Origin of the sequence: Rhizobium sp. WCS2018Hpa-16 (genome assembly GCF_031843705.1) — a bacterium.
GTDB classification, from domain to species: Bacteria; Pseudomonadota; Alphaproteobacteria; order Rhizobiales; family Rhizobiaceae; genus Agrobacterium; species Agrobacterium tumefaciens_C.
The window spans coordinates 121,914-147,833 of record NZ_JAVTIX010000003.1; the positions used below are offsets into that span (position 1 = coordinate 121,914).

Annotated in this window: 21 protein-coding genes; 14 read left to right on the forward strand and 7 right to left on the reverse strand. The window is 56.4% G+C overall.

The window, feature by feature from the left end; all coding sequences use genetic code 11:
* Nucleotides 1-85: 85 nt before the first annotated feature.
* The 3 genes from RQI55_RS11785 to RQI55_RS11795 all read left to right on the forward strand — a co-directional run bounded on the left by RQI55_RS11785 (nt 86) and on the right by RQI55_RS11795 (nt 3,782).
* Nucleotides 86-1,027 carry a transporter gene (locus tag RQI55_RS11785; protein ID WP_311272590.1) on the forward strand — a complete coding sequence of 314 codons (942 nt, stop codon included), beginning with the start codon at nt 86-88 and terminating at the stop codon, nt 1,025-1,027.
* Between the two features lie 12 nt (nt 1,028-1,039).
* Nucleotides 1,040-2,269, forward strand: coding sequence for an MFS transporter (locus tag RQI55_RS11790; RefSeq protein WP_192064863.1), 1,230 nt, complete (start codon nt 1,040-1,042; stop codon nt 2,267-2,269).
* A 79-nt stretch (nt 2,270-2,348) separates the two neighbouring features.
* Nucleotides 2,349-3,782, forward strand: coding sequence for an amidase (locus RQI55_RS11795; RefSeq protein WP_311272591.1), 1,434 nt, complete (start codon nt 2,349-2,351; stop codon nt 3,780-3,782).
* A gap of 100 nt (nt 3,783-3,882) precedes the next feature.
* On the opposite strand, the gene RQI55_RS11800 is transcribed toward RQI55_RS11795, so the two are convergent.
* The gene (locus RQI55_RS11800) at nt 3,883-4,773 is read right to left on the reverse strand and encodes an AraC family transcriptional regulator (protein WP_311272592.1); all 891 of its coding nucleotides are present in this window, start codon (nt 4,771-4,773) and stop codon (nt 3,883-3,885) included.
* Between the two features lie 186 nt (nt 4,774-4,959).
* On the opposite strand from RQI55_RS11800, the gene RQI55_RS11805 reads away from it, so the two are divergent.
* The 9 genes from RQI55_RS11805 (at nt 4,960) to RQI55_RS11845 (ending at nt 16,309) form a co-directional block, all read left to right on the forward strand.
* Entirely contained in the window at nt 4,960-6,426 is a 1,467-nt protein-coding gene (locus RQI55_RS11805; RefSeq protein WP_192064861.1) for an alpha-glucosidase/alpha-galactosidase, read from the forward strand.
* Between the two features lie 101 nt (nt 6,427-6,527).
* Nucleotides 6,528-8,615 carry an ABC transporter substrate-binding protein gene (locus RQI55_RS11810; protein ID WP_311272593.1) on the forward strand — a complete coding sequence of 696 codons (2,088 nt, stop codon included), beginning with the start codon at nt 6,528-6,530 and terminating at the stop codon, nt 8,613-8,615.
* A 107-nt stretch (nt 8,616-8,722) separates the two neighbouring features.
* Nucleotides 8,723-9,730, forward strand: a complete 1,008-nt coding sequence (locus RQI55_RS11815) for an ABC transporter permease (protein WP_311272594.1) — start codon at nt 8,723-8,725, stop codon at nt 9,728-9,730.
* 1 nt (nt 9,731) lies between these two features.
* The gene (locus RQI55_RS11820; RefSeq protein WP_311272595.1) at nt 9,732-10,862 is read left to right on the forward strand and encodes an ABC transporter permease; all 1,131 of its coding nucleotides are present in this window, start codon (nt 9,732-9,734) and stop codon (nt 10,860-10,862) included.
* Between the two features lie 12 nt (nt 10,863-10,874).
* On the forward strand, nt 10,875-12,542 hold the full coding sequence (locus tag RQI55_RS11825; protein WP_311272596.1) for an ABC transporter ATP-binding protein: 1,668 nt from the start codon (nt 10,875-10,877) through the stop codon (nt 12,540-12,542).
* Nucleotides 12,543-12,561: 19 nt separating this feature from the next.
* Entirely contained in the window at nt 12,562-13,941 is a 1,380-nt protein-coding gene (locus RQI55_RS11830; RefSeq protein WP_311272597.1) for an alpha-glucosidase/alpha-galactosidase, read from the forward strand.
* A 220-nt stretch (nt 13,942-14,161) separates the two neighbouring features.
* Nucleotides 14,162-14,770, forward strand: a complete 609-nt coding sequence (locus RQI55_RS11835; RefSeq protein ID WP_311272598.1) for a Urease operon accessory protein — start codon at nt 14,162-14,164, stop codon at nt 14,768-14,770.
* 106 nt (nt 14,771-14,876) lie between these two features.
* On the forward strand, nt 14,877-15,872 hold the full coding sequence (locus RQI55_RS11840; protein WP_311272599.1) for an FAD-dependent oxidoreductase: 996 nt from the start codon (nt 14,877-14,879) through the stop codon (nt 15,870-15,872).
* A complete protein-coding gene (locus tag RQI55_RS11845; RefSeq protein WP_042616685.1) occupies nt 15,869-16,309 on the forward strand; it encodes a DUF3429 domain-containing protein in 441 nt (146 codons plus the stop codon). Before RQI55_RS11840 ends, RQI55_RS11845 begins: the two co-directional genes overlap by 4 nt.
* Nucleotides 16,310-16,315: 6 nt before the next feature.
* Here the strand turns inward: RQI55_RS11845 and RQI55_RS11850 are convergent, their stop codons facing one another.
* The 4 genes from RQI55_RS11850 to rpsU all read right to left on the reverse strand — a co-directional run bounded on the left by RQI55_RS11850 (nt 16,316) and on the right by rpsU (nt 21,185).
* Entirely contained in the window at nt 16,316-18,685 is a 2,370-nt protein-coding gene (locus tag RQI55_RS11850; protein WP_311272600.1) for a phosphoketolase family protein, read from the reverse strand.
* Nucleotides 18,686-18,789: 104 nt separating this feature from the next.
* Nucleotides 18,790-20,016 (reverse strand): acetate/propionate family kinase, encoded by a 1,227-nt coding sequence (locus tag RQI55_RS11855; RefSeq protein ID WP_311272601.1) that lies wholly within the window; start codon nt 20,014-20,016, stop codon nt 18,790-18,792.
* Between the two features lie 9 nt (nt 20,017-20,025).
* A complete protein-coding gene (locus tag RQI55_RS11860; protein ID WP_311276914.1) occupies nt 20,026-20,463 on the reverse strand; it encodes a pyridoxamine 5'-phosphate oxidase family protein in 438 nt (145 codons plus the stop codon).
* A gap of 482 nt (nt 20,464-20,945) precedes the next feature.
* Nucleotides 20,946-21,185 (reverse strand): 30S ribosomal protein S21, encoded by a 240-nt coding sequence (gene rpsU / locus RQI55_RS11865; protein ID WP_042616682.1) that lies wholly within the window; start codon nt 21,183-21,185, stop codon nt 20,946-20,948.
* A gap of 588 nt (nt 21,186-21,773) precedes the next feature.
* Here rpsU and RQI55_RS11870 point away from each other — a divergent pair.
* Nucleotides 21,774-22,655, forward strand: coding sequence for a beta-1,6-N-acetylglucosaminyltransferase (locus RQI55_RS11870; protein ID WP_311272603.1), 882 nt, complete (start codon nt 21,774-21,776; stop codon nt 22,653-22,655).
* 146 nt (nt 22,656-22,801) lie between these two features.
* Here RQI55_RS11870 and RQI55_RS11875 read toward each other — a convergent pair whose 3' ends face one another.
* Both RQI55_RS11875 and RQI55_RS11880 read right to left on the reverse strand, forming a co-directional pair.
* Nucleotides 22,802-23,122, reverse strand: coding sequence for a hypothetical protein (locus tag RQI55_RS11875; RefSeq protein WP_311272604.1), 321 nt, complete (start codon nt 23,120-23,122; stop codon nt 22,802-22,804).
* Between the two features lie 89 nt (nt 23,123-23,211).
* Nucleotides 23,212-23,388 (reverse strand): hypothetical protein, encoded by a 177-nt coding sequence (locus RQI55_RS11880; RefSeq protein WP_311272605.1) that lies wholly within the window; start codon nt 23,386-23,388, stop codon nt 23,212-23,214.
* 239 nt (nt 23,389-23,627) lie between these two features.
* On the opposite strand from RQI55_RS11880, the gene RQI55_RS11885 reads away from it, so the two are divergent.
* Entirely contained in the window at nt 23,628-25,877 is a 2,250-nt protein-coding gene (locus tag RQI55_RS11885; RefSeq protein WP_311272897.1) for an FdhF/YdeP family oxidoreductase, read from the forward strand.
* Nucleotides 25,878-25,920 lie beyond the last annotated feature (43 nt).

Consider the following 25,920-nt stretch of genomic DNA (forward strand, 5'->3'; position numbering starts at 1 on the left):
CCACTTCCCAAAACGGATAACGCAAAGAGTAATTGCGTTTTTACTATCTCCCCATTGGTTCATTCAAGAAACCTGGGGAACGACGATGTATATTTTTCCGCGCGCGATCAATCGCGCCACCCTTTCGCTTGCCTCCATTCTATCTGTCACCTCTCTTGCCATCTCGCCAGCTCATGCGGTTGAGCAGGGCGGCACCATTACGCCAATGGGGATCACGGATTTCAGCGCAGGCATGCTTCCACCGCCTTCGCCCTATGGCACGGTAGGGGTGCGTACCTCGTACTACTCCGCGAAAACGCTGAGGGACGCCAAGGGCGATAAGATTCCGAACGACTTTGAACTTGACGTTAAGTCTGTCTCGCTCGCCTATTTCTACATGACCGAGTGGGAGCTTTTCGGAGCGTCGGTTGGCTTCGGTGGTATTCTGCCGCTCATCGATATTGAAGGCAGCGTGAACGTTGCAACGCCTTTTGGGCAACTTGCAATCGAAGGCAGCGATTTCGGATTGGGCGACGTGGACATCTTTCCCCTCATGCTCGCCTGGCAGGCACCGCCAAATCTGTTCGTCAATGCCGGTCTTCAGGTGCAGTTGCCCACCGGCGACTATGACGTATCGAATGCCTTCAATGCAGGCGTCAATCACTGGACGATCACGCCGTTTGTTGCCGGGACTTACATCACCGATTCTGGCTTCGAAGTTTCCACAAATGTGACGGTGAACTTCAACACGGTGAACCCCGATACCGATTACACGAGCGGCATCGAGTACCGACAGGAATTTGGCGTCGGTCAGCATATCGGCCCCTGGACGGCAGGCGTGGGAGGCTATGTCTACCAGCAGATCAGCGATGACAAGGGTCCGGGCTCCGGTGATGGCAATCGCGCCCGCGTCTTTGCTCTTGGGCCTGCAGTCAACTTCTTCCAGCCCGGCCTGCCCATGGTCTCGCTGCATGCGTTCAAGGAATTCGGTGCGGAAAACCGCGCAGAAGGCTACAATGTCGCCCTGCGTCTCTCCATGACCTTTTGAGGAGGATGACCCATGTCACTGTCCACCTCACAACCGCGCACAGCAACTGGAAAGCAGGGCCTGATCATTCAGCTTGCCAGCAGCCTGACGATCATGGGTTCGGTCATGATTGCCCCGATGCTGCCGAAGATTACCGAGGAATTTTCGGCGTCCACGCCCGGTTCGCTGGAACTGATCCCGCTGATCGTGGCCGGGCCTGCATTGGCAATCACGCTGTTTGCACCGATTGCCGGCTTGCTGGCAGACCGGTTTGGCCGCAAGTCGATGCTCATCATCGGATGCCTGCTTTACGCGCTCTTCGGGTTCATGCCCGCCTTGCTGTCCGATCTGCACCTCATCCTGGGATCGCGCCTGCTGTTTGGCTGTGCCGAAGCCATCATCATGACGTGCTGCACCACGCTGATTGCCGATTACTGGGCGCCGACTGAACGTATGCGCTACATCAACCGGCAGGTCATAACCATCGGCATCGTCGGCGCCCTGTTTTTCGTCATTGGTGGCATTGCAGGTGAAGGTTCGTGGCGCACGCCATTTTACCTCTATCTCGCTCCGCTCCTGTTGCTGCCTGCTATCTCTACTTTGCTGTGGGAGCCGGATCGCCGTGCAGAGGAAACCGGTTCGTCGACGGCTTCCGCCCCGGCCGGGCTCGGCCTGACCATCGCCAGTGCCTATTTCCTCGTTTTTGCCGGCATGGTGACATGCTTTGTGGTGACGGTGATGATGCCGACAGTGTTGGTGTTGATCGGCGTGACGTCTACCTCACTCATTGGCGCGGCGGCTGGCCTTTCCATTCTTTCAACCCTGGGCGGCTCCATCGCGTGGCCTGCCCTGCGCGACCGGATCGGCATTGCAGGCGTCAATGCCGTTATGCTGTCGCTGATGGCAGCGGCGCTCTTCGTTCTCGCGCTTGCGCCATCCTATCAGGTTGTGCTGGTTGCCATGGTCCTTCAAGGGCTCGGTGCCGGGTTCCTTGTGTCCAATGCCTCGCTGCCTCTGTTGCTGAAGCTTCCGCCCCGGCTGCGTGCCCGTGGGGTCGGCGGGTTCACGTCCTGCCTCTATCTTGGACAGTTTTCCAGCCCGCTGATCATCGTGGCACTGGCTGGCTTCTTCGGTGGCATGCCGGTCGGCCTCTCCTCGGCCATCATCGCATGGGCCTGCTTTACCGTTGTGATTGCTAGCCTGTGGGCTGCTGTCGGATTGTCGCGCGGTCGGCAGGCCATCCATACTGCATCTGCCGGCTGATGCATTTACTTCGTGAAGGCGACTGGGAAACCGGTCCGCCTTCACACCCATGTCAAGGAAAGGCTATTAGAAAATGAATATGTCCGCACAGACCGCACCGTCCGATGGCCTTGCTTTGGCCGAGCAGATCCGCAAGGGCATCTTGAGCCCCGGTGAAGCGCTGAACGATGCCATCGAGCGGGTGAAGAAGGTCAACCCGCAACTCAACGCCATCGCCGAAGAACTGTTCGAGCAGGCGGCGGAACGGGTGGCAAGCGGACCGATTGAAGGCCCCTTCGGTGGCGTGCCGATCCTCGTCAAGGACCTTTTCACGCCGGTCATGGGCGCGCGCATGACGAATGGGTCCCTGCTGTGCAAGGATGTGGTGGCACCCTTCGATGCAGAACTCGTCACCCGCATCCGAAAGGCCGGGTTCACTATTTTCGGAACCACGACGTCGCCAGAATTCGGCAGTTCCTATACGACGGAGTCGCGTCTGTTCGGCGCAAGCCGCAATCCCTGGTCTACAGATCACATCTGCGGTGGATCGAGCGGCGCGGCGGCTGCCATGGTTGCCGCACGCGTTTCTCCGATTGCCCATGGCAATGATGGCGGCGGTTCGCTGCGCGTTCCAGCCTCAGCCTGCGGCGTATTCGGCCTGAAGCCTTCGCGTGGGCTGACCCCCATGGGGCCTGCCGTGGGCGAAGGCTGGGCAGGCATGAGCACGAGCCATGTGATCACGCTTTCGGTGCGCGACAGTGCAGCAGTACTGGACCAACTGGCTGGTGCCGATCTTGGCGCACCCTATGCCGCGCCTCATTATGACGGCACGTTCCTGTCTGCAGCAACCGGTGCGCCGCCCAAGGGGTTGCGGATCGGGTTGGTCAAGCATCTGTCGCCCTGGACCAGCCACGCCGATTGCGTCGACGCGGTATCGAACACGGCCAAGCTCTGCGAAGATCTCGGTCATCACGTCGAAGAGGTGGCGCTGCCCGTCGATGCGCTGGAATTCTACGATACCGTTTTCACGATTATCGGTTCGCAGACCCGCAGCATGCTGACCATGATGGGCCGCATGGCGGGCCATCCGATGGACGAACAGGCGCTAGAGCCGCGCCACCGGCTGTTGCTCCAGAAAAAGGGTCAGATGAGCGGCGCAGATTACAGCGCGGCCGTGGACTATTTGCACGCATTCGGACGCCGCATGGGTGGTCTCATGAACCGGTTCGACGTCATTCTGTCCCCGACGATGGCCCAGCCTCCGGTCTTGATCGACACGATGAAGGTCGAAGAACATCAGTCTATTTCGGATCTCATCGAGACCTTCCATTCCTTCTCGCCCTTCACCGCGCTGTTCAATGCCAGCGGCCAGCCGGCCATGTCCGTTCCGCTTTACTGGAATGCGCAGGGCCTGCCCATCGGCTCCCATTTCGCCGCAGCCTTCGGTGGCGAACGCCTGCTTTATGCGCTGGCTGCCCAACTGGAACAGGCGCAACCCTGGGCGCATCGCGTGCCACCACTCTCTGCGCTCTGAACGAGCGTTGATGAGCCTGCTCTTCCCAGTGAGCAGGTGACGCCCGGGGCAGACACACTCCGGGCGTCGGCATGTCTACCCAGCGCGTGTTGATGCCGTGTTATGGATGCGATCGCACACTCGAATACATGCCGGTGCTTCTGAATTCGCTGGGGTTGATGCCATAGAGCCGCCGAAAGACCTTGGAAAAATAATTCGGGTCTTCAAAGCCGCAGCGCACTGAGACCTCTTTGATGGGCATGTTGGCGGCCGTCGTCAAAAGTTTGGCCGCACGCCGAAGCCGCCTTTGCAAAACGAATTCGGCTGGCGGCAGACCTTCATTGGCCGCGAAAATCCGGGAGAAATGCGCCCGGCTGAGACCGGCAACGGCGGCGAGTTCATTGACGGACAGGCTCTGGTCCAGATGGCTATCGATGTAACTGAGCACTTGCTGCATCGTGCGGTATTCGCCACCGAATGAGGGGTGAGAGCCGAACACGTCGTCATAAAGCACCATGGCCGCTTCATAAGCGACCGCTGAGGCAGCACCGGGTGTTTCAGCGCCGTTGACGAGACGCGAGCAACATTGCGCGAGATGATCGATAGTATCGGCCTGAAGCTTGATCACCGGTCCTGTCACAGCCTGAATGTCACGATGGATGCGCAGCGCCTCCTCACCATTCATGGATATCCAGAAAAACTCCCAATGGCCGTTCTCCCCCAGCCAATACCGGTGGTTATGGGGGATGAGCAGAAGCAAGGTTTCACCGGGTCCGACGGCGTAAGTGTTGTTCTCATATCGCAGGTTTCCCTTGCCGCTGATGCAGTGTTGCAGAACGGTGAAAGGGGTCTGCCCGCGCTTACGTCCATCCCAGTCATAACCGCTGCCGCGGCGAATTTCGTAACCGCTACTGGTGGGCATTGTGTGCAGGGTTTGCCTGCCGCGCGGCAAGGAAACCGTGCGCATGGCAGGTCCCTGATCGATCAAATCCTGCAGCACAAAATTACCCATAAAAGCATAATCCTTCTCTGGCCCTTGCGGATATTATCAGCATAATCCCGCCTCGAGGAGACGATCAAGTGGGGAAGTGGGAGGGAAATCCTTGTTATTCAGTCATTGTCTAATACTATCTTCCTTCCTTCGTGATCACGTTGCCTGCCCATCTTTCGCATTCATTTCGCAAACGAAGGTGCCAACATGAGTTTCAAAATCGCTATCATTGGCGCAGGAAGCGTCGGTTTTACCAAAAAACTGTTCACCGATCTCCTGTGCGTGCCAGAATTTCGCGATGTGGAAGTCGCGCTGACCGATATCAGCCAACACAATCTTGAGATGATTAAAGCGATCCTTGATCGCATCGTCGAATCCAACGGTTTGGCGGTAAAGGTGACCGCCACGACGGAGCGCCGCCGGGCTCTGGAAGGTGCAAAATACATCATCAGTTGCGTGCGGGTTGGCGGACTTGAAGCCTATGCGGATGATATTCGCATTCCGCTGAAATACGGTATCGACCAGTGCGTTGGCGATACGATTTGTGCGGGTGGCATTCTGTATGGTCAGCGCAACATTCCCGTCATTCTGGATTTCTGCAAGGACATCCGTGAGGTCGCAGCGCCGGGTGCAAAGTTCCTGAACTATGCCAACCCCATGGCCATGAACACATGGGCGGCGATTGAATATGGCAAGGTCGATACGGTCGGCCTGTGCCACGGCGTTCAGCACGGCGCAGAACAGATTGCCGAAGTGCTGGGTGCCAAGTCTGTTTCGGAGCTGGATTACATCTGCTCCGGCATCAACCATCAGACATGGTTTGTCGATCTGAAGCTGAATGGTCGCAAGATAGGCAAGGATGAATTGATTGCGGCGTTTGAAGCGCATCCGGTTTTTTCACAACAGGAAAAGCTGCGTATCGATGTGCTGAAGCGCTTCGGCGTCTATTCCACCGAAAGCAACGGTCACCTGTCCGAATATCTGCCATGGTATCGCAAGCGTCCGGATGAAATTGCCCGCTGGATCGATATGTCTGACTGGATTCACGGCGAGACCGGCGGTTATCTGCGGCATTCGACCGAAACCCGCAACTGGTTCCAGACAGAGTTTCCGCAGTTTCTGGAATCCGCATCGAAGCCTCTTGATCCAGCCAGACGCTCGAATGAACATGCCAGCCACATTCTGGAAGCGCTGGAAACGGGGCGTGTGTATCGCGGCCACTTCAACGTCAAGAATAACGGCGTCATCGCCAATCTGCCGCAGGATGCCATCATCGAATCCCCCGGTTTCGTGGACCGTTTCGGCATCAACATGGTCTCTGGCATCACCATACCGGAAGCCTGTGCTGCAACCTGCATGGCGTCGATCAATGTTCAGCGTATGTCGGTTCATGCCGCCGTTACCGGCGATATCGACCTGCTGAAACTGGCCGTTCTGCACGACCCGCTGGTGGGTGCCGTGTCGACACCGGAAGAGGTCTGGCAAATGGTCGATGAGATGGTGGTCGCGCAGGCGCGCTGGTTGCCTCAATATGCGCATGCCGTGCCCGCCGCACAGGATCGTCTGTCCAGATCCACCGTCAAGACACGCGATTGGGCAGGTGCTGCACGTCGTGATGTTCGAACGATTGAAGAACTGCGTGTTGAAAAGGCGGCACTGAAAGAAGCGGTCTGATTTATCTGCGGCAGCACCGGCGCGAGGAGGCGTCGGTGCTGCCAGTTTCTGGGAACCATCAGGGAGGGCGTGCCTGGTCGCGCCATTGGGAGGACATGACGATGCAACATAAACGCAAGATTTTCTTGAGTGCATGCCTTGGTTTCGGTGTTTCGCTGATTGCGATGAATGCCCATGCTTTTCAAACATCTGCACCGCCTGAGCCAGCGAAGTTTCCCGCTGAAGGCAAGATCAAATATGTGGAGCGGGATTCCATTCTGGAATTCAAGGCGCTGCCAAAATACAGCCAACCCGATTGGGTTTCCGAGAAATTCGAAAAGACCGGCAAACTGCCGCAGCTGAAGGATCGTCTTCCTGAAGAGCCACTCGTCTACAAGACCGGCAATATGCCTGACGGCGTTGGCGTTTATGGCGATACGCTGCGCCATGTCATCGGTGGGCGGCCCGAAGGCTGGAATTACATGGCTGGCCAGACGCAAGGCTGGGGCGGCATCGATATTGCGCTTTCGGAATGCCTGACACGCACCGCGCCACTGTTTCAGGTGGATGCCAAGGATACAGAGCCATTGCCAAACCTGGCCAAGAGCTGGGAATGGTCTGAGGATGGCCACAAGCTGACGATGCATCTGGTCAAGGGTGCCAAATGGTCGGATGGCGTGCCTTTCACGTCTGAAGACATCATGTTCTATTGGGACGATGGTGTGGTTGATCCGAATGTCTCGCCGCTTGGCGGCGGTGCGTCACCGGAAGCATTTGGAGAGGGCACAACGCTTACCAAGATCGATGATTACACGGTTCAATGGACATTCAAGAGCGCCTTTCCCAAGCAGTATCTCTACACGATGGCCTACCCGAATTTTTGCCCGGGCCCCGCGCATATTCTGAAACCGCAACACCCGAAATATTCGAAAAACACGTATAACCAGTTCAAGAATGCATTCCCGCCGGAATATATGAATATGCCGGTTATGGGTGCATGGGCACCGGTGGAATACCGCCCCGACGATCTGATCGTCCTGCGGCGCAACCCCTTTTACTGGAAAGTCGATGAGAAGGGCCACCAGTTGCCTTATCTCGATGAAATCCACTACAAGCTGTCCACCTGGGCGGACCGCGATGTGCAGGCCGTGGCCGGATCGGGCGATTTTTCCAATCTGGAGCAACCGGAAAATTTTGTGGCCTCTCTCAAGCGCGCCGCCGATGAAAAGGCACCCGCCCGCCTTGCCTTCGGCCCACGTCTGATCGGCTATAACCTTCAAATGAATTTCTCGGGCAATGGCTGGGGTTCACCGGATGAGCGTGAACAGGCCATTCGTGAATTGAACCGCAATCAGGATTTCCGCGCGGCTGTCACATCGGCCATCGACCGCAAGGCAGTCGGGGACTCTTTGGTCAAAGGCCCGTTCACGGCAATCTATCCAGGCGGCATTTCCTCTGGTACGAGTTTCTATGACCGCAACTCGACTGTCTATTACCCCTATGATCTTGAAGGGGCGAAGGCAGCTCTTGCCAAGGTGGGCCTGAAGGACACAGACGGCGACGGCTTTGTGAACTTCCCGGCAGGCACTGTAGGTGGCAAGAATGTCGAGATCGTTCTGCTGGTCAACAACACCTACACGACGGACAAGAGCCTTGCGGAAGGTCTGGTGGGCCAGATGGCGAAGCTCGGTCTGCGGGTGGTTCTCAATTCCCTTGATGGCAACCAGCGTGATGACGCGCATTATAGTGGCCGGTTCGATTGGCTGGTGCGCCGCAACACGACGGAGCTTGCCTCTGTGGTGCAGAACACCGAACAGCTTGCGCCCGTTGGTCCTCGCACCAGCTGGAACCACCGTGCACCGGAAGGCAAGCAAGTGGACCTGATGCCGTTTGAAAAAGAAATGGTCGATCTCGTCAACCGCTTTATCGCCTCACAGGACAATGCGGAACGGGCCGAACTGATGAAGCAATATCAGAAGATATACACGCAGAACCTCTACACCATAGGACTGACGGAATATCCCGGCGCGCTGATTGTCAACAAACGCTTCTCCAACGTGCCGCAGGGAACGCCGATCTTCATGTTCAACTGGGCGGAAGATTCGATCATGCGGGAACGTGTCTGGGTCGCTGCCGACAAGCAGGGCAAATACGAACTCTTCCCGGAGCAACTGCCCGGCAAGCCCGGTGTCAAAGGCCCAATAAACTAGCTCCCTCCCGGAGATACCAAGACCGGTCGCGCGTGAAGCGCGGCCGGACCGGGAGAAGACGCGGAACCGCTCAAAAGCGGGGCCGCAATGCAGGGAGATATCTTGTAATGCTCAGGTTCTTTTTCGTTCGCCTCAGCTCCGCAGTGCCGGTGATGCTGATTCTCAGTATCGTGACATTCGCCATCATTCAGGCGCCACCCGGTGACTATGCTGACTATATTCGCTCGCAGCTGATGAACCAGGGCGGCGCATCGTTCGAACAGGCCGAGGCGCAAGCGCAAGCCTACCGTGTCGAGCATGGTCTCGATCAGCCAATCGTGGTGCAGTATTTCAACTGGATTGGCGGCATCGTGACACGCGGTGATTTCGGTTACAGCTTCTATTACAACAAGCCTGTTGCCGAAGTGGTGGGTGAGCGCCTTCCCCGCACGCTTCTTCTGGCACTTGTTTGCCACCTCTTTGCATCCATACTTGGCATAACGTTCGGCATATGGGCCGCAACACGGCAATATTCTTGGGTGGATAATCTCCTGTCCACCATCGCCTTTCTGGGCATGACGATACCGCGGTTTCTGATGGCGCTGATCATGGTCTACCTAATGGTGTTCCATTTCAATGTTGCGGAAATCGGCAGCTTCTTTTCTCCGCAATATGGCGGTGCGCCATGGTCCTGGGCAAAATTTGTCGATCTGGTCAGCCATATCTGGCCGGTAGTCGCCATCGCCACATTCGGCGGGCTTGCCTATAATATGCGCGTCATGCGCGGCAATTTGCTGGATACGCTGAACGCGCAATATGTCGAGACGGCGCGTGCCAAGGGCCTTTCGGAAGGCGCCGTCATCATGCGTCATGCCGTTCCAAACGCCCTGCATCCGCTTGTCATGTATCAGGGCGTCGTCCTGCCCTACATGCTGACGGGAGAGATCGAAACAGCCATCATCTTCGCTCTGCCAACGGTTGGTCCTGCCATTGTCGGGTCCATGGCGGTTGGCGATGTCTATGTGACAGCCACCTTCATGATAGTGCTGGCCGGCACGCTGATTATCGGCAACATCATCGCTGACATATTGCTGGCTTTGCTCGATCCACGTGTGCGCGAATTGGGGAGGGCATAACATGGTTGTCGTTCATTCCTCCACAGGCCAGGAGCAGGTCGTCAGCGTTGCGGAGCAGCGTGCAAACGAGAGCTACATGGCGCTTGTCTGGCGTCGATTGCGGCGTTCCTTTACCGGTATGGTGGGGCTGGTTCTGGTCGTTCTTCTGATCCTCATTGCTGTTTTCGCCGATTTCTTTGCGCCCATGGACCCAAGGGTAACGGGCGCAAGTTTCACCCCGCCGCAGGGTATCAGCCTGACCGAAAAAGATGGTGGTTTCAGCATATGGCCGCGGGTCTATGCTATGGCGGAAACAGAAGAGCTCGACCCGATCACCTTCCAGCCTATCGTTGGCCCCAATTACGATAATCCCCTTTATCTCGGCTTTCTCGTCAAAGGCGCGCCCTATGATCTCTTCGGGTTCATTCCGATGGAGCGGCATTTCTTCGGCTCCGTGAATGGGGAAGCGGTTCATTTTCTGGGTACCGACAAGTTCGGGCGCGATGTCCTCTCCCGGGCTATTCACGGCTCGCGTATTTCTCTTGCCATAGCGCTGAGCGTTGTGTTCATCGTTACGGTCATTGGTACAAGCGTCGGCCTGATATCCGGTTACTTCGGCGGTGCGGTGGATGCCTGGGTCCAACGCTTCGTGGAAATCGTTCTCGCTTTTCCGCAATTGCCGCTTTATCTGGCGCTGACATCATTGATCCCGGTCACGGCTCCGACCCATGTGTTTTTGACCTTCGTCGTGGTCGTCATGTCGGCGCTGGGTTGGGCGCAGATGTCACGCGAGGTACGCGGCAAAACGCTGGCGCTGGCGCGCATCGATTATGTGCGGGCCGCCATGGCGGTTGGGGCTACGGACCGACGCATCATCTTCCAGCACATTCTGCCCAATGTGATGAGCCACGTCATCGTTGCCGTCACGCTGAATATTCCAAGTATCGTGCTGCTGGAATCCTTCCTCGGCTTTCTCGGCTTTGCCGTCAAACCTCCGCTGATTTCGTGGGGACTGATGCTGCAGGATACCGCGACCTATTCCGTCATCGGTTCCTATCCGTGGATTTTGGCTCCGGTCGGTTTTGTTCTGGTCACTGTTTTTGCCTTCAACGCGCTGGGCGATGGCCTGCGCGATGCTGTCGATCCCTATTGAGAGGAGACTGAAATGGTGACGTCCTCGCTGGCATCATTTGCGCCGGATATACGCTTCGACCACGCATCGCGTCAGGATGCGCCGATCATTGATGCGCGCAACATCGCTGTGAATTTCAAGGTGGAGCATGGAACCGTCGATGCGGTGAAAGGTGTCTCGTTCCAGCTTTATCGCGGTGAGACAATTGCCATTGTCGGTGAATCTGGTTCCGGCAAATCCGTGACGGCGCGAACCATCATGGGGCTCTTGTCCAAACGCGCCGTCGTTTCGAAGGCCGCCTCGGTTTCCTATGAGGGCAAGAACATTCTGACATTGCGGGAGCGTGCGCGACGCGCCATGCGTGGCAACCGTCTGGCGATGATTTTTCAGGAGCCGATGAGTTCGCTGAACCCGATTTACACCATCGGCAGCCAGATTGTCGAAGCCATCCGCGTTCACAACCGAATGAGCCGCAAGCAGGCCGAGGCGCGGGCATTGGAACTGCTGAAGCAGGTGCAGATTCCCGATCCGGAAGCGCGGCTGAAACAATATCCGCACCAGCTTTCCGGCGGGCAGCGTCAGCGCGTGATGATCGCCATGGCCTTGTCGAACGATCCAGACGTGCTCATTGCCGATGAGCCGACAACGGCGCTTGACGTGACGGTGCAGGCGCAAATCCTCAATCTGATCCGCGAGCTGCAGCATGCCCGCGGCATGGCAGTGGTTCTCATCACGCATGATCTGACCATCGTGCGGAAGTTCTCCGATTATGTTTACGTCATGCAACATGGCAAGGTGCGGGAGCACAACAGGACCGAAGACATCTTCACGACCCCCCGCCACCCCTATACCAAAAAGCTTCTCGAATCCGAGCCGCAAGGGCAGGCCAGGCCGCTGCCGGCTGGCTCAAAGACTTTGCTGGAAGCCAGCGACGTGCGGGTGTCCTTCATGTTGCGACATGGTGGTCTGTTCAAACCTCAGCTGAAGGAGCTGATTGCGGTTGATAGTCTGGGGCTGACACTTCGCAGACATGAAACGCTCGGCCTCGTTGGCGAATCCGGGTCGGGAAAGACGACGTTCGGTCAATCTCTGCTGCGGCTGAATGAGCCGGAAGGCGGCAGGATCCTCTTCGACAACGAGCCGATCCACGACAAGTCGCGCGCTGAAATGCGTCCCTTGCGGTCGCGGATGCAGGTGGTGTTTCAAGATCCGTTCTCATCGCTCAATCCCCGCATGACTATCGGCCAGATCATCGAGGAAGGCCTTGTTATCAACGGGCTGGGCGCCAACAGGGCGGAACGGCTGGAGCGGGTGTGCGATGCGCTGGCGGCCTCCGGCATGCCCACCAATATTCTCTCGCGTTTCCCGCATGAATTCTCCGGCGGCCAGCGTCAGCGCATCGCGATTGCCCGTGCGGTCGCGCTGGAGCCGGAATTCATTCTGCTGGATGAGCCGACATCGGCACTGGACCTGTCGGTACAGGCCCAGATCATCGCGCTTTTGCGCAAGCTGCAGGACGAAAGGGGGCTGAGCTACCTGTTCATTTCCCATGACCTGAAGGTCGTGCGCGCGCTCTGCCACCGCGTCATCGTCATGCAAAACGGTCGCATTGTGGAGGAGGGGCCGGTGGAAGACGTGCTGGCCAATCCACAGACTGCCTACACTCAACGGCTCGTGAAAGCCGCATTTGAAATCGCCTGAACCGCTATCGGAGACACATATGGCTAGAAATCCCAAGATCACGTTCATCGGTGCCGGATCGACGGTGTTTATGAAGAATATCATAGGCGATGTGCTGCAACGCCCCGCACTTTCCGGTGCAAAGATTTCGCTGATGGACATCAATCCACAGCGGCTGGAAGAAAGCGCTGTCGTCGCCAACAAGCTGATTTCGACATTGGACGCAAAGGCGACTGTCGAAACTCATACCGACCAGCGCAAGGCGCTCAGCGGTGCAGACTTCGTCGTCGTCGCATTCCAGATCGGTGGCTATGAACCCTGCACGGTTACCGATTTCGAGTTGCCCAAGAAATACGGCTTGCGCCAGACCATTGCAGATACTCTCGGCGTTGGCGGCATCATGCGCGGCCTTCGCACCGTGCCCCATCTGTGGAAGATCTGTGAGGATATGCTTGCCGTCTGCCCGCAGGCCATCATGCTGCAATATGTGAACCCCATGGCCATCAATACATGGGCGATTGCCGAAAAATACCCCACGATCCGGCAGGTCGGGCTTTGCCACTCCGTGCAGGGAACGGCGATGGAGCTCGCGGAAGATCTCGACATTCCCTACGATGAAATCCGCTATCGTTCCGCCGGTATCAACCACATGGCGTTCTTTCTGGAATTCGAACATCGCCAGGCGGATGGCAGTTACCGCAACCTTTACCCCGACCTCATGCGTGCCTACCGCGAAGGCCGTGCGCCGAAACCCGGCTGGAACCCGCGCTGCGTCAACAAGGTGCGCTACGAGATGCTGACGCGCCTCGGCTATTTCGTCACCGAAAGTTCCGAGCATTTTGCCGAATATACGCCCTACTTCATCAAGGAAGGCCGGGAAGACCTTATCGAGAAATTCGGCATTCCTTTGGATGAATATCCAAAGCGCTGCATCGAGCAGATCGAGCGCTGGAAAGGGCAGGCCAAGGCCTATCGTTCGGCAGACAAGATCGAAGTCAAGCAATCCAAGGAATATGCCTCCTCGATCATCAACTCTGTTTGGACGGGCGAGCCTTCGGTGATCTATGGCAACCTGCGCAACAATGGCTGCATAACCTCTTTGCCAGCCAATTGTGCCGCAGAAGTGCCGTGCCTTGTGGACCACAATGGCATCCAGCCGACCTTTATCGGTGATCTGCCGCCGCAGCTGACGGCGCTGATGCGCACCAACATCAACGTGCAGGAACTGACCGTTGCCGCGCTGATGACGCAAAACAGGGAGCATATTTTCCACGCCGCCATGCTGGACCCGCATACGGCTGCCGAACTCGACCTCGACCAGATCTGGTCACTAGTCGATGATCTGCTGCTTGCCCATCGCGACTGGCTGCCGGAATGGACTCAGTCGGAGCCGAAGAAAGTGATCAAGTTGTCCTATTGATACGCCTCTGAATGGGTGACGACTTCGTGGCTGGACATGAATAATGATCTGATAAAATCGATGCAGGGCCGAATTCTATCTGGCCCTGCATTACCCGTCGCAAAGACCGAACTTCAGCCCAATAGGGCCCACATCCTGCCACCAGTGAAAATTTCCGGCAGGCCTGTTTGATCCGTTCTCTTGATCGCCTCGTATAACGACCATTTGATAGGATTTCGATGTGGCACGTCATATTGCAATTGTAGGAAACGGTTCGTTTGCTCGATCCGACGCAGACGCCATTGACAGGTGTGATCTGGTCATCCGTTTCAACGACTGTCGATCGGTCGGTGATGGCGGATCGCGAACCGATGTGGTTGCAGTCTGCAATACGGGGCGCCCCGCCAGCGCGATGATTAGACAAAGCGCCTGGCGTGAGAAGGCGGCAATTGGCCTTGCTTCCGGCATCTGGTGTGTTCGTGACTGTGAGAAATTTGCCGAGTTGAAGCCAAGGCTTGCTGTTCACTATCCTGACCTGGATGACTTTTGTGATGACTACACGAGCGAATTTGCCCAATTTGCCACAGAGTCTGCAAAGACTTTGACGGTGATACCGCGCCGATATCACGACCAGATTGATCAGGAGCTTCAGGCACGGCTTATTAGCAACTATGTCGTCCCAAGCTCTGGCCTGATTGCGATCTCCTATGTCATCGGCGAGGTTGCTGACGATGATGACACCGTTCTGCTGGCCGGTTTCAATCACGAAGGATGGAGCGGCCATCCTTTCGCGGCTGAGCGAGACCTCGTAGAAGGGTATATCGTCAAAGGCCAACTCCGCAGGTTATAGAAGGCGGATCGCCGCGCCAGAAGGTATGTAAAGTCTGTACCGTTACAACAAGACACGTTCGAGCCAACACAAGATGGCTCCTGAAGAACCGGAACTGGAGCAGCCAATGGTACGACGGCAACGAATTGGGATCATCGGCGCTGGAATGGCCGGAATGACACTGGCGAAAGCCCTGTCCAGGACAGCTGATGTCAGCATTTTCGAGAAGAGCAAAGGTGTCGGAGGCCGAATGGCGACGCGTCGGCTGGCGGATGCCGCCTTCGACCACGGTGCGCAATACTTCACCGTCAGAGATGACCGTTTCCGAGATGAATTGGAGGCCGCCCGACAGGCGGGGATCGTGCAGGCGTGGGATGGCGATCTAGTGCGTCTGGGAGAGGGTGGCGCTGTGACAGCGAGCGCCTCAAGCACACCAAGATATGTCGGCTGTCCGTCTATGAATGCGCTCCCGAAATTGATGTCCGCCGGTCTCAATATTCTGCACGATGTGCAGGTTACGGCCATTACCGGCGAGCCCGGCCAATGGTACCTTGACATGCAGGACAGGCGGGAAGGGCCGTTCGATTGGGTCATCGCCGCAGCACCAGCGCCGCAATCGGCAGCGCTGTTACCGTCGCGTTTCGCGCATCATGAAGCCCTTTGCCTCGTCAAGATGAACGCATGTTTCACATTGATGATCAAGCTTAAGGACGGCGCGGGCATACCATTTGCGGCAGCCCGTATTGATGACCCTGTCATCGAATGGATTGCCCGCAATGAGACCAAACAGGGTCGTTCCGAGTCAGCCTGTCTGGTGGTCAATTCAAATCCGCTATGGGCCGACCTCAACATCGACAAACCGCTCGACATCATTCGCGGACATATGCTCGATGCTCTACGAAATCATATTCCGATCGAGATGGCCGAGGCCGAAGATGCCATCATTCATCGCTGGCGTTATGCCAATGTGCAGCAACCTGCTGGAAAAGCCTTCCTGCTCGATCAGGCGTCGCAGCTTGCTGCATGCGGAGACTGGTGTATCGCTGGCCGCGTCGAGGCCGCCTTTCTCAGCGGAGCGGGGCTTGGAGATGCTCTGCAGGGTATTCTAGAGGTAGCAGAATGAACGCCGTATCCCGCAATATCTCGATCATGCTCACCTATGCCGGTGCCTTGCCGTTCTGGTTTCTGATGCTCGCGCCGCAAACCGTTGCGGGCATCGATACGGGATCGGCGTTCGTTGCCTATGGTGCGATCATCAGCTCCTTCATGGCGGGGACCCTGTGGGGGCGTGCGCAGACCGAGAGGGGTGATGTGTTGCTCATCGTGGTGAGCAATGTCCTGGCATTGATCGCCTTCGGCACCGTCGTGGCCGGGCTTTCGTTTGCCACTCTCATTGTGCAATTGGCGGTATTCGGCCTTCTTCTTCTGGTCGACTTAAAGAGTCTGGCCCGGCAGGCGGAGCGCCGTTGGTACTGGATGCTGCGCCTGCGGGTGACACTCATTGTTGCCGTGGCTTACGGCGTGATGATTGTCGATCACGCGCGCATGGCGGCATTTTAAAGCGCCTTAATCCGTCCACACCCAGTCTTTGATTTCAGGCAGATCATCAAAATGCTCACGGATATAATCGTGATGTTTCGCCAGTGTGTCGGTGCAATGGGTCAGGAGGTCGGCGCCATCGATCAGCATTTTCGGCACGTATCTCAAAACATCAAGGCAAAGATGCAGGCGGCTGATCCTGTTCAGGACGACCATGTCGAACGGCGTCGTGGTGGTTCCTTCTTCGAGGTAGCCACGCACGTGGAAACGGTCGTGCGCTTCACGTCCGTGCAAGAGATCGTGGATGACGCCCGGATAGCCGTGGAAGGTGAAGATGACAGGTGCCGTTGTCGTGAAAATCTCTGCAAATTCGATGTCGCTCATGCCATGGGGATGCTTGTTTGCAGGGCATAGACGCATCAGGTCGATGACGTTGACGATGCGGACTTTCAATCCCGGCGCTTTTTCACGAAGCAGCCATGCGGCGGCAATCGTTTCCTGTGTCGGGATATCGCCTGCGCAAGCCAGCACGACATCAGGCTCATCGGGCGCATTGCTGTACATATCCCAGATGCCAGCACCTTTCGCGCAGTGTTCGCGGGCCTCATCCATCGTCAGCCATTGCAACTGCGGTTGCTTGTCGATGACGATGAGATTGAGATAATTGCGGCTGCGGAAACAGTGGTCGGCCACGGACAGAAGGCAATTGGCATCGGGCGGAAGATAAACACGGGCGACCGCTGGTTTGCGGTGGATGATCGTGTCGATGAAGCCCGGTCCCTGATGGCTGAAGCCATTGTGATCATTCCGCCAGCAGGTCGATGTCAGAAGATAGTTCAGCGACGGAATATCGGCGCGCCAAGGGACACGTTTTGCATGTTCCATCCACTTGCCATGCTGCATCGACATGGAATCGACGATCATGGCGAAGGCTTCGTAGGTTGCAAAGAGACCATGGCGGCCTGTCAGCGTATATCCTTCCAGCCATCCGTGGCAGCAATGCTCGCTCAACACCTCCATGACACGACCATCATGGGAGACGTGGTCATCCCCCGGCAGTATCTCGCTCACCAGGCAGCGGTCCGTGACTTCAAAGATGGCTCCGAGCCGGTTGGAATTGGTTTCGTCGGGGCAAAACAGACGAAAAGTGTGCGGGTTTTTGATGTAAATATCGCGAAGATAGTCTCCGAGCACAGCCGTAGACCCCATGCGCTCCGCCGCACGTCGCTCCAATTGAACGGCATAGGACCTGTAGTCCGGCAGATCGAGAGGCTTGGTCAGCGTGCCGCCATTGGCATGCGGATTTGACCCCATGCGCGACGTTCCCTCGGGAGAAAGATCCGCATATTCTGCGCGGAACGTTCCATTGTCATCAAACAGCTCTTCCGGTCTATAGCTGCGCATCCAGTCTTCCAGAATAGTGAGATGCTCAGGCTTTGTCCGAACCTCAGACACCGGCACCTGATGGGCCCGAAACGTGCCTTCGATGGGAATGCCATCAACCACCTTGGGTCCCGTCCAGCCTTTTGGCGTGCGTAGGACGATCATTGGCCAACGCGGCCTGCTGGTTGCGCTGCCATTGCGCGCCGATAATTGTATGGCGCGGATTTCAGAGACAGCGCGCTCGGCCACACCAGCGAAAAGCTGATGGACGACCTCTGGCACGTCGCCCTCGACAAAATAGGGCTCGTAGCCCTGGCCCTCGAAAAACTTCCGCAAGTCTTCATCGCTATGACGCGCAAGGACTGTTGGACCAGCGATTTTGTAGCCGTTGAGGTGCAGGATCGGGAGAACCGCTCCGTCGCGCGCGGCATTGATAAAGTCGATGCTTTTCCAGCTTCCAGCCAGTGGGCCGGTTTCCGCCTCGCCATCACCCACCACGGCAACGACAAGAAGGTCAGGATTATCCATGACCGCCCCGAATGCGTGGACCAGAACATAACCAAGTTCCCCGCCCTCATGGATCGAGCCCGGTGTGGGAACGCTGACATGGCTGGGTATGCCGCCGGGTGTCGAAAATTGCCGGAACAGGCGCAGCAGACCGGCTTCGTCCTGCGTCACATCAGGGTAAAACTCGGTGTAGCTTCCCTCAAGATAGACGTTTGCAATCAGCGCAGGGCCACCATGGCCGGGGCCGGCCATGTAAATAGTGTTGAGGTCGAATTTCTTGATCAGGCGGTTCATGTGCGCATAGATCAAATTCAGGCCGGGAGACGTGCCCCAATGCCCCAGCAGCCTCGGCTTGATGTGCTCGATCTTCAGAGGCTCGCGTAAAAGAGGGTTGGCTGAAAGGTAAATCTGCCCCACATTGAGATAGTTAGCGGCCCTCCACCACGCATCGATCTTGTGAAGTTCCTCACCACCGAGTGGCTGCGCCGTCTGATTGAGATGATCCATAGTTGCTCCTGTGGCATCTGGTATTGCGGCTTGAAAACGGAAACCAAGAGGTTTGTCGTGCGCGTGAAAACGTGGCTGCTTGGCGTCCAGCCTATTGGCCTGGCTCAGTTCGTTTGCAGTGCTTGCAGCAAGCGGAAGGTATCGTCTGCAATCACCTGCTCTTCATCGGTTGCGATAACAAAGACCTTGATCCCGCTGTCTGTGCTGCTGATGATCTGGGCGTTTGCCGCATTCGCCTCGACGTTGATGTGGAGACCGAGCCAGCTGAGATGAGACGATATGGCGGCCCTGATCGAGGGTTGATTTTCGCCTATTCCAGCGGTGAACACGAAGGCGTCTATTCCGCCCAGAGTGTTGACGATCCGTGCGGTCTCCCCAGCGGTGCGAAACGCGAAGAGATCAATGGCTTCCGCTGCCTCAGGGCGATCACTTTCAAGAAGGGCGCGGCTGTCCGAGCTGATGCCTGAAACGCCCAGGAGACCGCTTTCGTGATATAAGAGATGCTCCAGTTCTGCAGGGCTGCGGTTCTTTTCGGTGAGCAGGTAAAGCAGGACGCCGGGATCCAGCGCGCCGCAGCGCGTGGCCATCGGTATGCCGTCCAGCGTCGAAAATCCCATGCTGACATCGCGACTCAGGCCGCCGTCCATCCCGCAAAGGCTGGAGCCGCTGCCAAGATGGGCGACGACGACTTTTCCATGGGCGATCTCCGGTGCCACACGGGTCAACTCCCGGGCAATGAATGAATAGGATAAGCCATGAAAACCGAAACGCTTTATGCCCTGATCATGCAGGGCACGGGGCAGGGCGTATCGCCTCACCAGCGCAGAATTGGTGTTGTGGAAGGATGTATCGAAAGACGCGGTTTGGAACATGTGTGGGTGCAGTCTCAAGACGGCGTCAATCAGTTCAAGACTGTGCTGCTGGTGGAGAGGAGCCTGCAGAAGTAGGCTTTCCACTGATGTCCGCGCTGGCTTGTCCATCGCCACTGCACCGTGGAACAGGTCACCGCCATGTACCATGCGGTGGCCGACGGCTGCGATGTGTGCGATGTCGATATGGGAAGTCAGACTTGTAAAGACGGCTTCAACAATCGCATCGGGATGCGTCTCACCACTATGGGCAAGTGCGATCTCAGATGTCCCAGAACCCTCAATATGGAAGCTTAAAGACTTTCGTTGGAAATCGATTGTGCCTTTGCCGATTCTTTCGGGAGTGCCCGTTGCCAGGCTAAAAAGACCCAGTTTGATGGACGACGAACCAGCATTGAATGTCAGGAGTTTTCCGTCGCCCGGTCGCAGACTTTGATGACGGTGATCCGACAGTTCAAGCATCTGATCATCCTAATCGTTTCTCGCACGGCGGCCCGACAGGGTTTCAATTTCTATGGTAAAGAAGACCGGCAGAGATGCGGGTTTGGGAGGCTCCATCCCAGCTGGTTTATAGGCGCCGGGTTCCCACCAGTCGTTCTTCTTTTGAAGAAGCGACCAGGCATACATATGCTCCCCGTGCCATTTTTCATCATCTGGCAACTCCTGGTAACGTCCTTCGACTAGAACGCTTTGCCATTCCTGTTTTGTCTCGACCTGATCCAGTTGCAGACAGAGATGCGGATCCGCTCGCAGGCTCTCAATCTTTTTTCCCGGCATCGAGAAGGCGTAAAGCATACCGCCGCGATAAATATACTGGAGCGGCACAATATAGGGTTTTCCGGCTGCAATGCAGCCCAAGTGACATATGCTGTTGGCTTCAAGCATGGCCTGGCATTCAGGCGTCGTCATCTCTTGCACGTTCATGTGGCAATCCTGACGAAAGCTGCGAGCAACGTCCGAAGGAGAGCTGCTGAGCGAAATCTGGTATGCGCTCTTTCGTTGTGGATCGCAATCAGAAGTTTTGGTGGCGTGTCACGCGCGTGCGCGCAGAAGCGCTCTATCGGCGCGAAGCGAAATTTGCCACAGACCGATTTCGGCGGCATCAGATTGATGCGGTCAGGAGTTTATTGGGGGATGTTTTGAATATTTGCGGTCGCAACCGCATGAAGCCTTACGGTACGCTTTCCAGCGAGCCAGCCAATACAGCGGAATGGACAGCGCCAAGAGTGTGGGCGCGAAGGCCGACATCTTAACTCATTCGGCTACTTGCGTAAACGGCGCACGGCCATGCTGTACACATGGCTGAAAAGCCCGGTAGCATCAAGAGATTGAATGCGGCCGGACTTTTTCAAAATATCTGGCAGAAATCTGCCGTCTGCTCGTCTTAGAAATTAACGAGCAGGTCTGCTTGCCTTCTTAGGAGCAGCAATACCGCTTTCGCGTTCCAGCTTCTTGCGAGCCATCTTGCGAACGCGGCGAACGCCTTCTGCCTTTTCTCTGGCACGCTTTACCGATGGCTTTTCAAAATGCTCGCGCAGACGCATTTCGCGGAAGAGACCTTCGCGCTGCATTCTCTTCTTGAGCACGCGCAGGGCCTGCTCAACGTTGTTATCACGCACATCTACCTTCAATTTAGTTCCTCATCTCTTTAGTCCCGCACATGGTGCGGATTGGTGCTTGCGGTGAGAAAACACTTCCCACCCTTTGTCTGAACCGCCTTCATAGATTGCTTGGCGCTGAAGGTCGATCTTCTCCTGCATTTTTTTTACAGAAAGATCGCCCTACAAGACCTTTTGACGGGCACATATAGCAAATCTTGCCCGATGTGAAGGAGCAAAGTCAGCATAAATGCCTCTCATATCGCAACTGGCTCTGCTTCTGGTGGATAAATTCCTGTACGGGCTCTCCTTTAGCGCAGAATCATGCGGTTAAATACGGGTTGGGTGCTATAGATGGTGTCCATCTACCCAATTCGCTGATGCAACAAGACATGGTTTTTCCCATGTCGGTGTGTCCGTGACGCTTGTCCATGCAACCAATCAATGCCCCCGCTTGTCGTCGACTGACGACAGGCGCGATGCATAGTGCGGTGATCCCGGGCATCGATCCTGAAAGGATCCTATTATGGTAACTCTTGCTAACACCGCGAACCCTGCAGCTTACGAAGAGACGCAGGAATATTCACCGTTGATGCGCGCAAAGATGTCAGGTGTCGAGGCATGATCGGATATCTGATTCTCGTTCACCGGTTTCCCAAGCAGTTCAAACGTCTTTTCAATGCGATCTATGATCCGCGCAATAGCTATGTGGTCCATGTCGACAAGAACTCCGGCGAGGCGCTCAATGCTGATATCAGCAACTTTCTGAAGCCTTATTCCAATGCCGAAGTGATGGAGGGTCACGCGGCGCTGTGGGGCGGTTACAGCCTCGTTGATGCTGAACTACGCGGGATGGAGCACCTGCTGGCGATGAATTGCGAGTGGAGCCACTTCATCAATCTGAGCGGGCAGGATTTTCCCTTGAAAACGCAAGCGCAGATCATGGCCTATCTGACGGATCATCCGGCTCGGGAATATATCAAGGTTCTCGATCAGGAGAAAATCCGGCCGGACACGATGCGCCGCGTTGGTGAGTTCGTTATCGAAACAGGCGGCCAGATTGAACAGACGCTGACGATGCGGCCGTTCATCGAAGGTGCTACACCTTACATTGGCAACCAGTGGATGATCGTCAGCCGGGCGTTTTGCGATTTCGTATGCCACGATGCCCGTGCCGATCGCTACAAGGCATTTTACCGCAACACCTTCATTGCCGACGAGGGGTTCTTCCAGACCGTTATGATGAACAACCCCGTGCATGGCGAGATCGTGAATGATGATCTGCGCATGATCGACTGGGTGCCGGATGGCGACATAAAATTGCGACCAAGGACCTACGGGCGTGAGGACGCGGCGGCCTTGACGTCAAGCCACAATTTCTTTGCACGCAAATTCGAACAGGACGTCGATGGCGATATTCTGTCGATACTGGAGGGGCATCTGGCACGGCAGACACATTTCACGGCAGCCGAGTTTGAGCTGGCACCTGCGACTGCTGCCTGAGGTTAGCGAGAGTTGAACTGCACGTGGTTTCCCTAACCGGCCTGACTGGACATCGTGAATACGGGTTCAGTCGGGACCGGTGGGGGCAGCGAGTTCTATGGACAAAGATCGCTCGGCGGGCTGGCCGCTCGACGATCTTGTGGTCTCTACATCTGCGCCATATCGTCCAGCAGGTTCTGCGACAAATCACTGATTGCGACTTCCGCTTCCTCGAGGCTCCAGCCAACGCTTTCGGCCTGCCTTGCAAGAGCCATGAGCTGTGGCACGAGCTTACCGCCGGCAGCAGCTGTGATGTCATCGGGCTTCAAACCTTGAGCAATCAGCAGAAATGACTGCTCCACTGCCTCCTGGCAGGCAATATCCCTGTCAGGATAAGGCCCTGAGCTTCGTGGTCTGTTCAAAATGGCCATACGATCTAACCCGCTTTGGTTCTCAATACACTCTTTGCGATGCTCTGTTGCGAGCATGCCGCTTTCCAATAGCATCTGAGTGCAGCCTCAGCGATATGAAATCGGGAGGCGCACTAACTGTTGGAGGGCGGTAAAATGTTTCGCCGTTAGTTGAGCCCGTTGAGATTATGCGCCGCTCTGTTTGAGGAATCGTGATCGCCCTTGTGAAGCGCCAGAATCCGTCTGGCATCGTCCAGTGGGATGCCGTGTCTCTTCGCAAAATCTGAGGGTTCGTAGGAAATGCTTTCCTGCTGCTTGCGAATAAAAGTCGGTTTCAGTTTCATCTCATGTTCCCCAAACGTCACCGACAATTGGGTGATGATGTATCCCCTTAGCACATGTCCCGACCAAAATCTTGAAATCCCATCGAAAAAGCGCGCGAGCGAAGACGGCGATGAAATCCGACGGAGTACGATCGCAGGAATGCCTCGTTGCGTGGAACAACTCGGCCCTGCCGTGGTTTGCCACCGATGCACAAGACAAGGCTGGCCCAGTGAAAAAAGTCAAATATGCGCCGTACACGATGCCCACTGGTGGTTGGGGATCCATCAAATCCGTCGTCAAAAACGCCGTAACGCAAAAGGCTGTCAGGACCGCTCCCGGTCTGATGACCGACCACAATAAGAAGGGTGGTTATGCCTGTACCAGTTGTGCCTGGGCCAAGCCGGGCAAACCGCATCTGGCCGAGTTTTGCGAAAACGGCGCCAAAGCGACGTTCTGGGACCTGACGGCCAAGCGCACCACGCCGGAGTTTTTCTCTAAACACACGGTCACCGAACTGCTCCAATGGTCCGATTTCGATCTGGAAAACGAAGGCCGTTTGACGCACCCGATGCGTTACGATGCGGCGACCGACAGATATCAGCAAGTCACTTGGGCGGACGCATTTGCGGATATCGGCTGTAAACTCAAAGCCTATGATCCAGAGTCTGTCGTCTTCTATGCGTCCGGCCGCGCTTCGCTTGAAACTTCCTACATGTATCAGTTGCTGGCACGCCTCTATGGCAACAATAATCTTCCAGACAGTTCCAACATGTGCCACGAAACGACCTCCGTTGCGCTGCCGCAGAGCATTGGAACTCCAGTCGGAACGGTCCTGCTGGAGGATTACCAGCATACGGACTGCATTCTCTCATTCGGTCAGAACGTCGGCACAAATGCGCCCCGGCTTCTTCACAGCTTGCAGGAGGTGCGGGAACGAGGTGCGCCTGTCGTGGTATTCAATCCTCTGAAAGAACTTGGCTGGCTGGAATTCGTCAATCCACAGCGCCCCGGGCAGATGCTGACCAACAAACCGACCGATATTGCCACACAATATTATCAGGTCAGTGCGGGCGGCGACGTCGCTGCGATGGTCGGTATGGCAAAGTGTCTGTTTGAATGGGATGATGAAGCTATCGTGGCGGGGGAAGCGCGCGTCCTTGATGTCGCATTTATCGAAGAACATACCCACGGTCTTGCAGAATTTGAACGCTACGTCCGCACCACGTCATGGTCTGATATTCTTGCCACGTCCGGCCTTAGCCACTCTTCTATTCAGGCGGCGGCAAGGACATATGCGCAGGCCCGCAACGTCATCGCCATCTATGGAATGGGTCTCACACAGCATCGTTACGGCCTCAGCAATGTTCAGATGTTGATCAACCTCCTGCTGATGCGCGGCAATATTGGCAGACCCGGCACCGGTATCTGTCCCGTGCGTGGCCACTCCAATGTGCAGGGTCAAAGAACGGTCGGCATATCCGAAAAGACAAAGCTGGTTCCGCTCGATGTGCTGGCAGAACAATATGGCTTCGAACCCCCGCGCAAGGATGGCGTCAACACGGTCGAAGCGTGTGAAGGCATCATCGACGGCAGTATCAAGGCCTTCATCGGGCTGGGCGGCAATTTCGTCCGCGCCATTCCCGAGCGGACCTTGATGGAAGAGAAATGGCGCGGGCTGGATCTTTCGGTACAGATCGCAACAAAACTCAACAGAAGTCATCTGATAACGGGTGCAACGACGTATCTCTTGCCAACCTTGGTGCGAACGGAAATCGACGAACAGGCAACCGGCCCGCAGATCGTCACGATAGAGGACTCAACCACCTGCATTCATGCCTCACGCGGCAAATACAAGCCTGCCGCCGAAAGCCTGTTATCAGAACCCCGGATCGTGGCCGAAATTGCAAAACAGACGCTCACGCCCAATCCAAGGGTTCCATGGGATGCATGGGTTGGAGATTACGCGCTTGTGAGAGATGCCATCGAGGCGACTTTCCCCGAGCCTTTCCGGGACTTCAACAAGCGTCTCGATATTCCCGGTGGTTTCCCGCGTCCCGTTGCGGCCAGAAACCGTGTGTGGGAAACGGACACAGGCAAGGCGAATTTCAAGCTGCCGAAGGCACTCTGTTCCGGCTTCTCGACGGGCGAAGATCGCAATGTGCTGAGCCTTATCACCCTGCGGTCCAATGATCAGTTCAATACCACTGTCTATGGATATGACGACCGGCTGCGCGGCATCCACAAATCTCGCATGATCCTGATGATCAATGCGGACGATCGTGTCCGACTGGGAATTGCCAAGAATGGGCTGGCCAGCATCACCACCGCAGTAGATGATGGCATTGTGCGCGTGCTGACCGGCATGCAACTCATCGACTACGATCTGCCGCCCGGCACCTGCGCGGGCTACTTCCCGGAATGCAATTCACTCATTCCACTGTGGCAGCACGATGAGGAGAGCAAGACACCGGCGGCGAAGTCCATTCCCGTCCGGGTAGCCCCGGCATGAGTGCTTTGCGATAAATGCAGAACTGACTGCAACTACGTTTGCC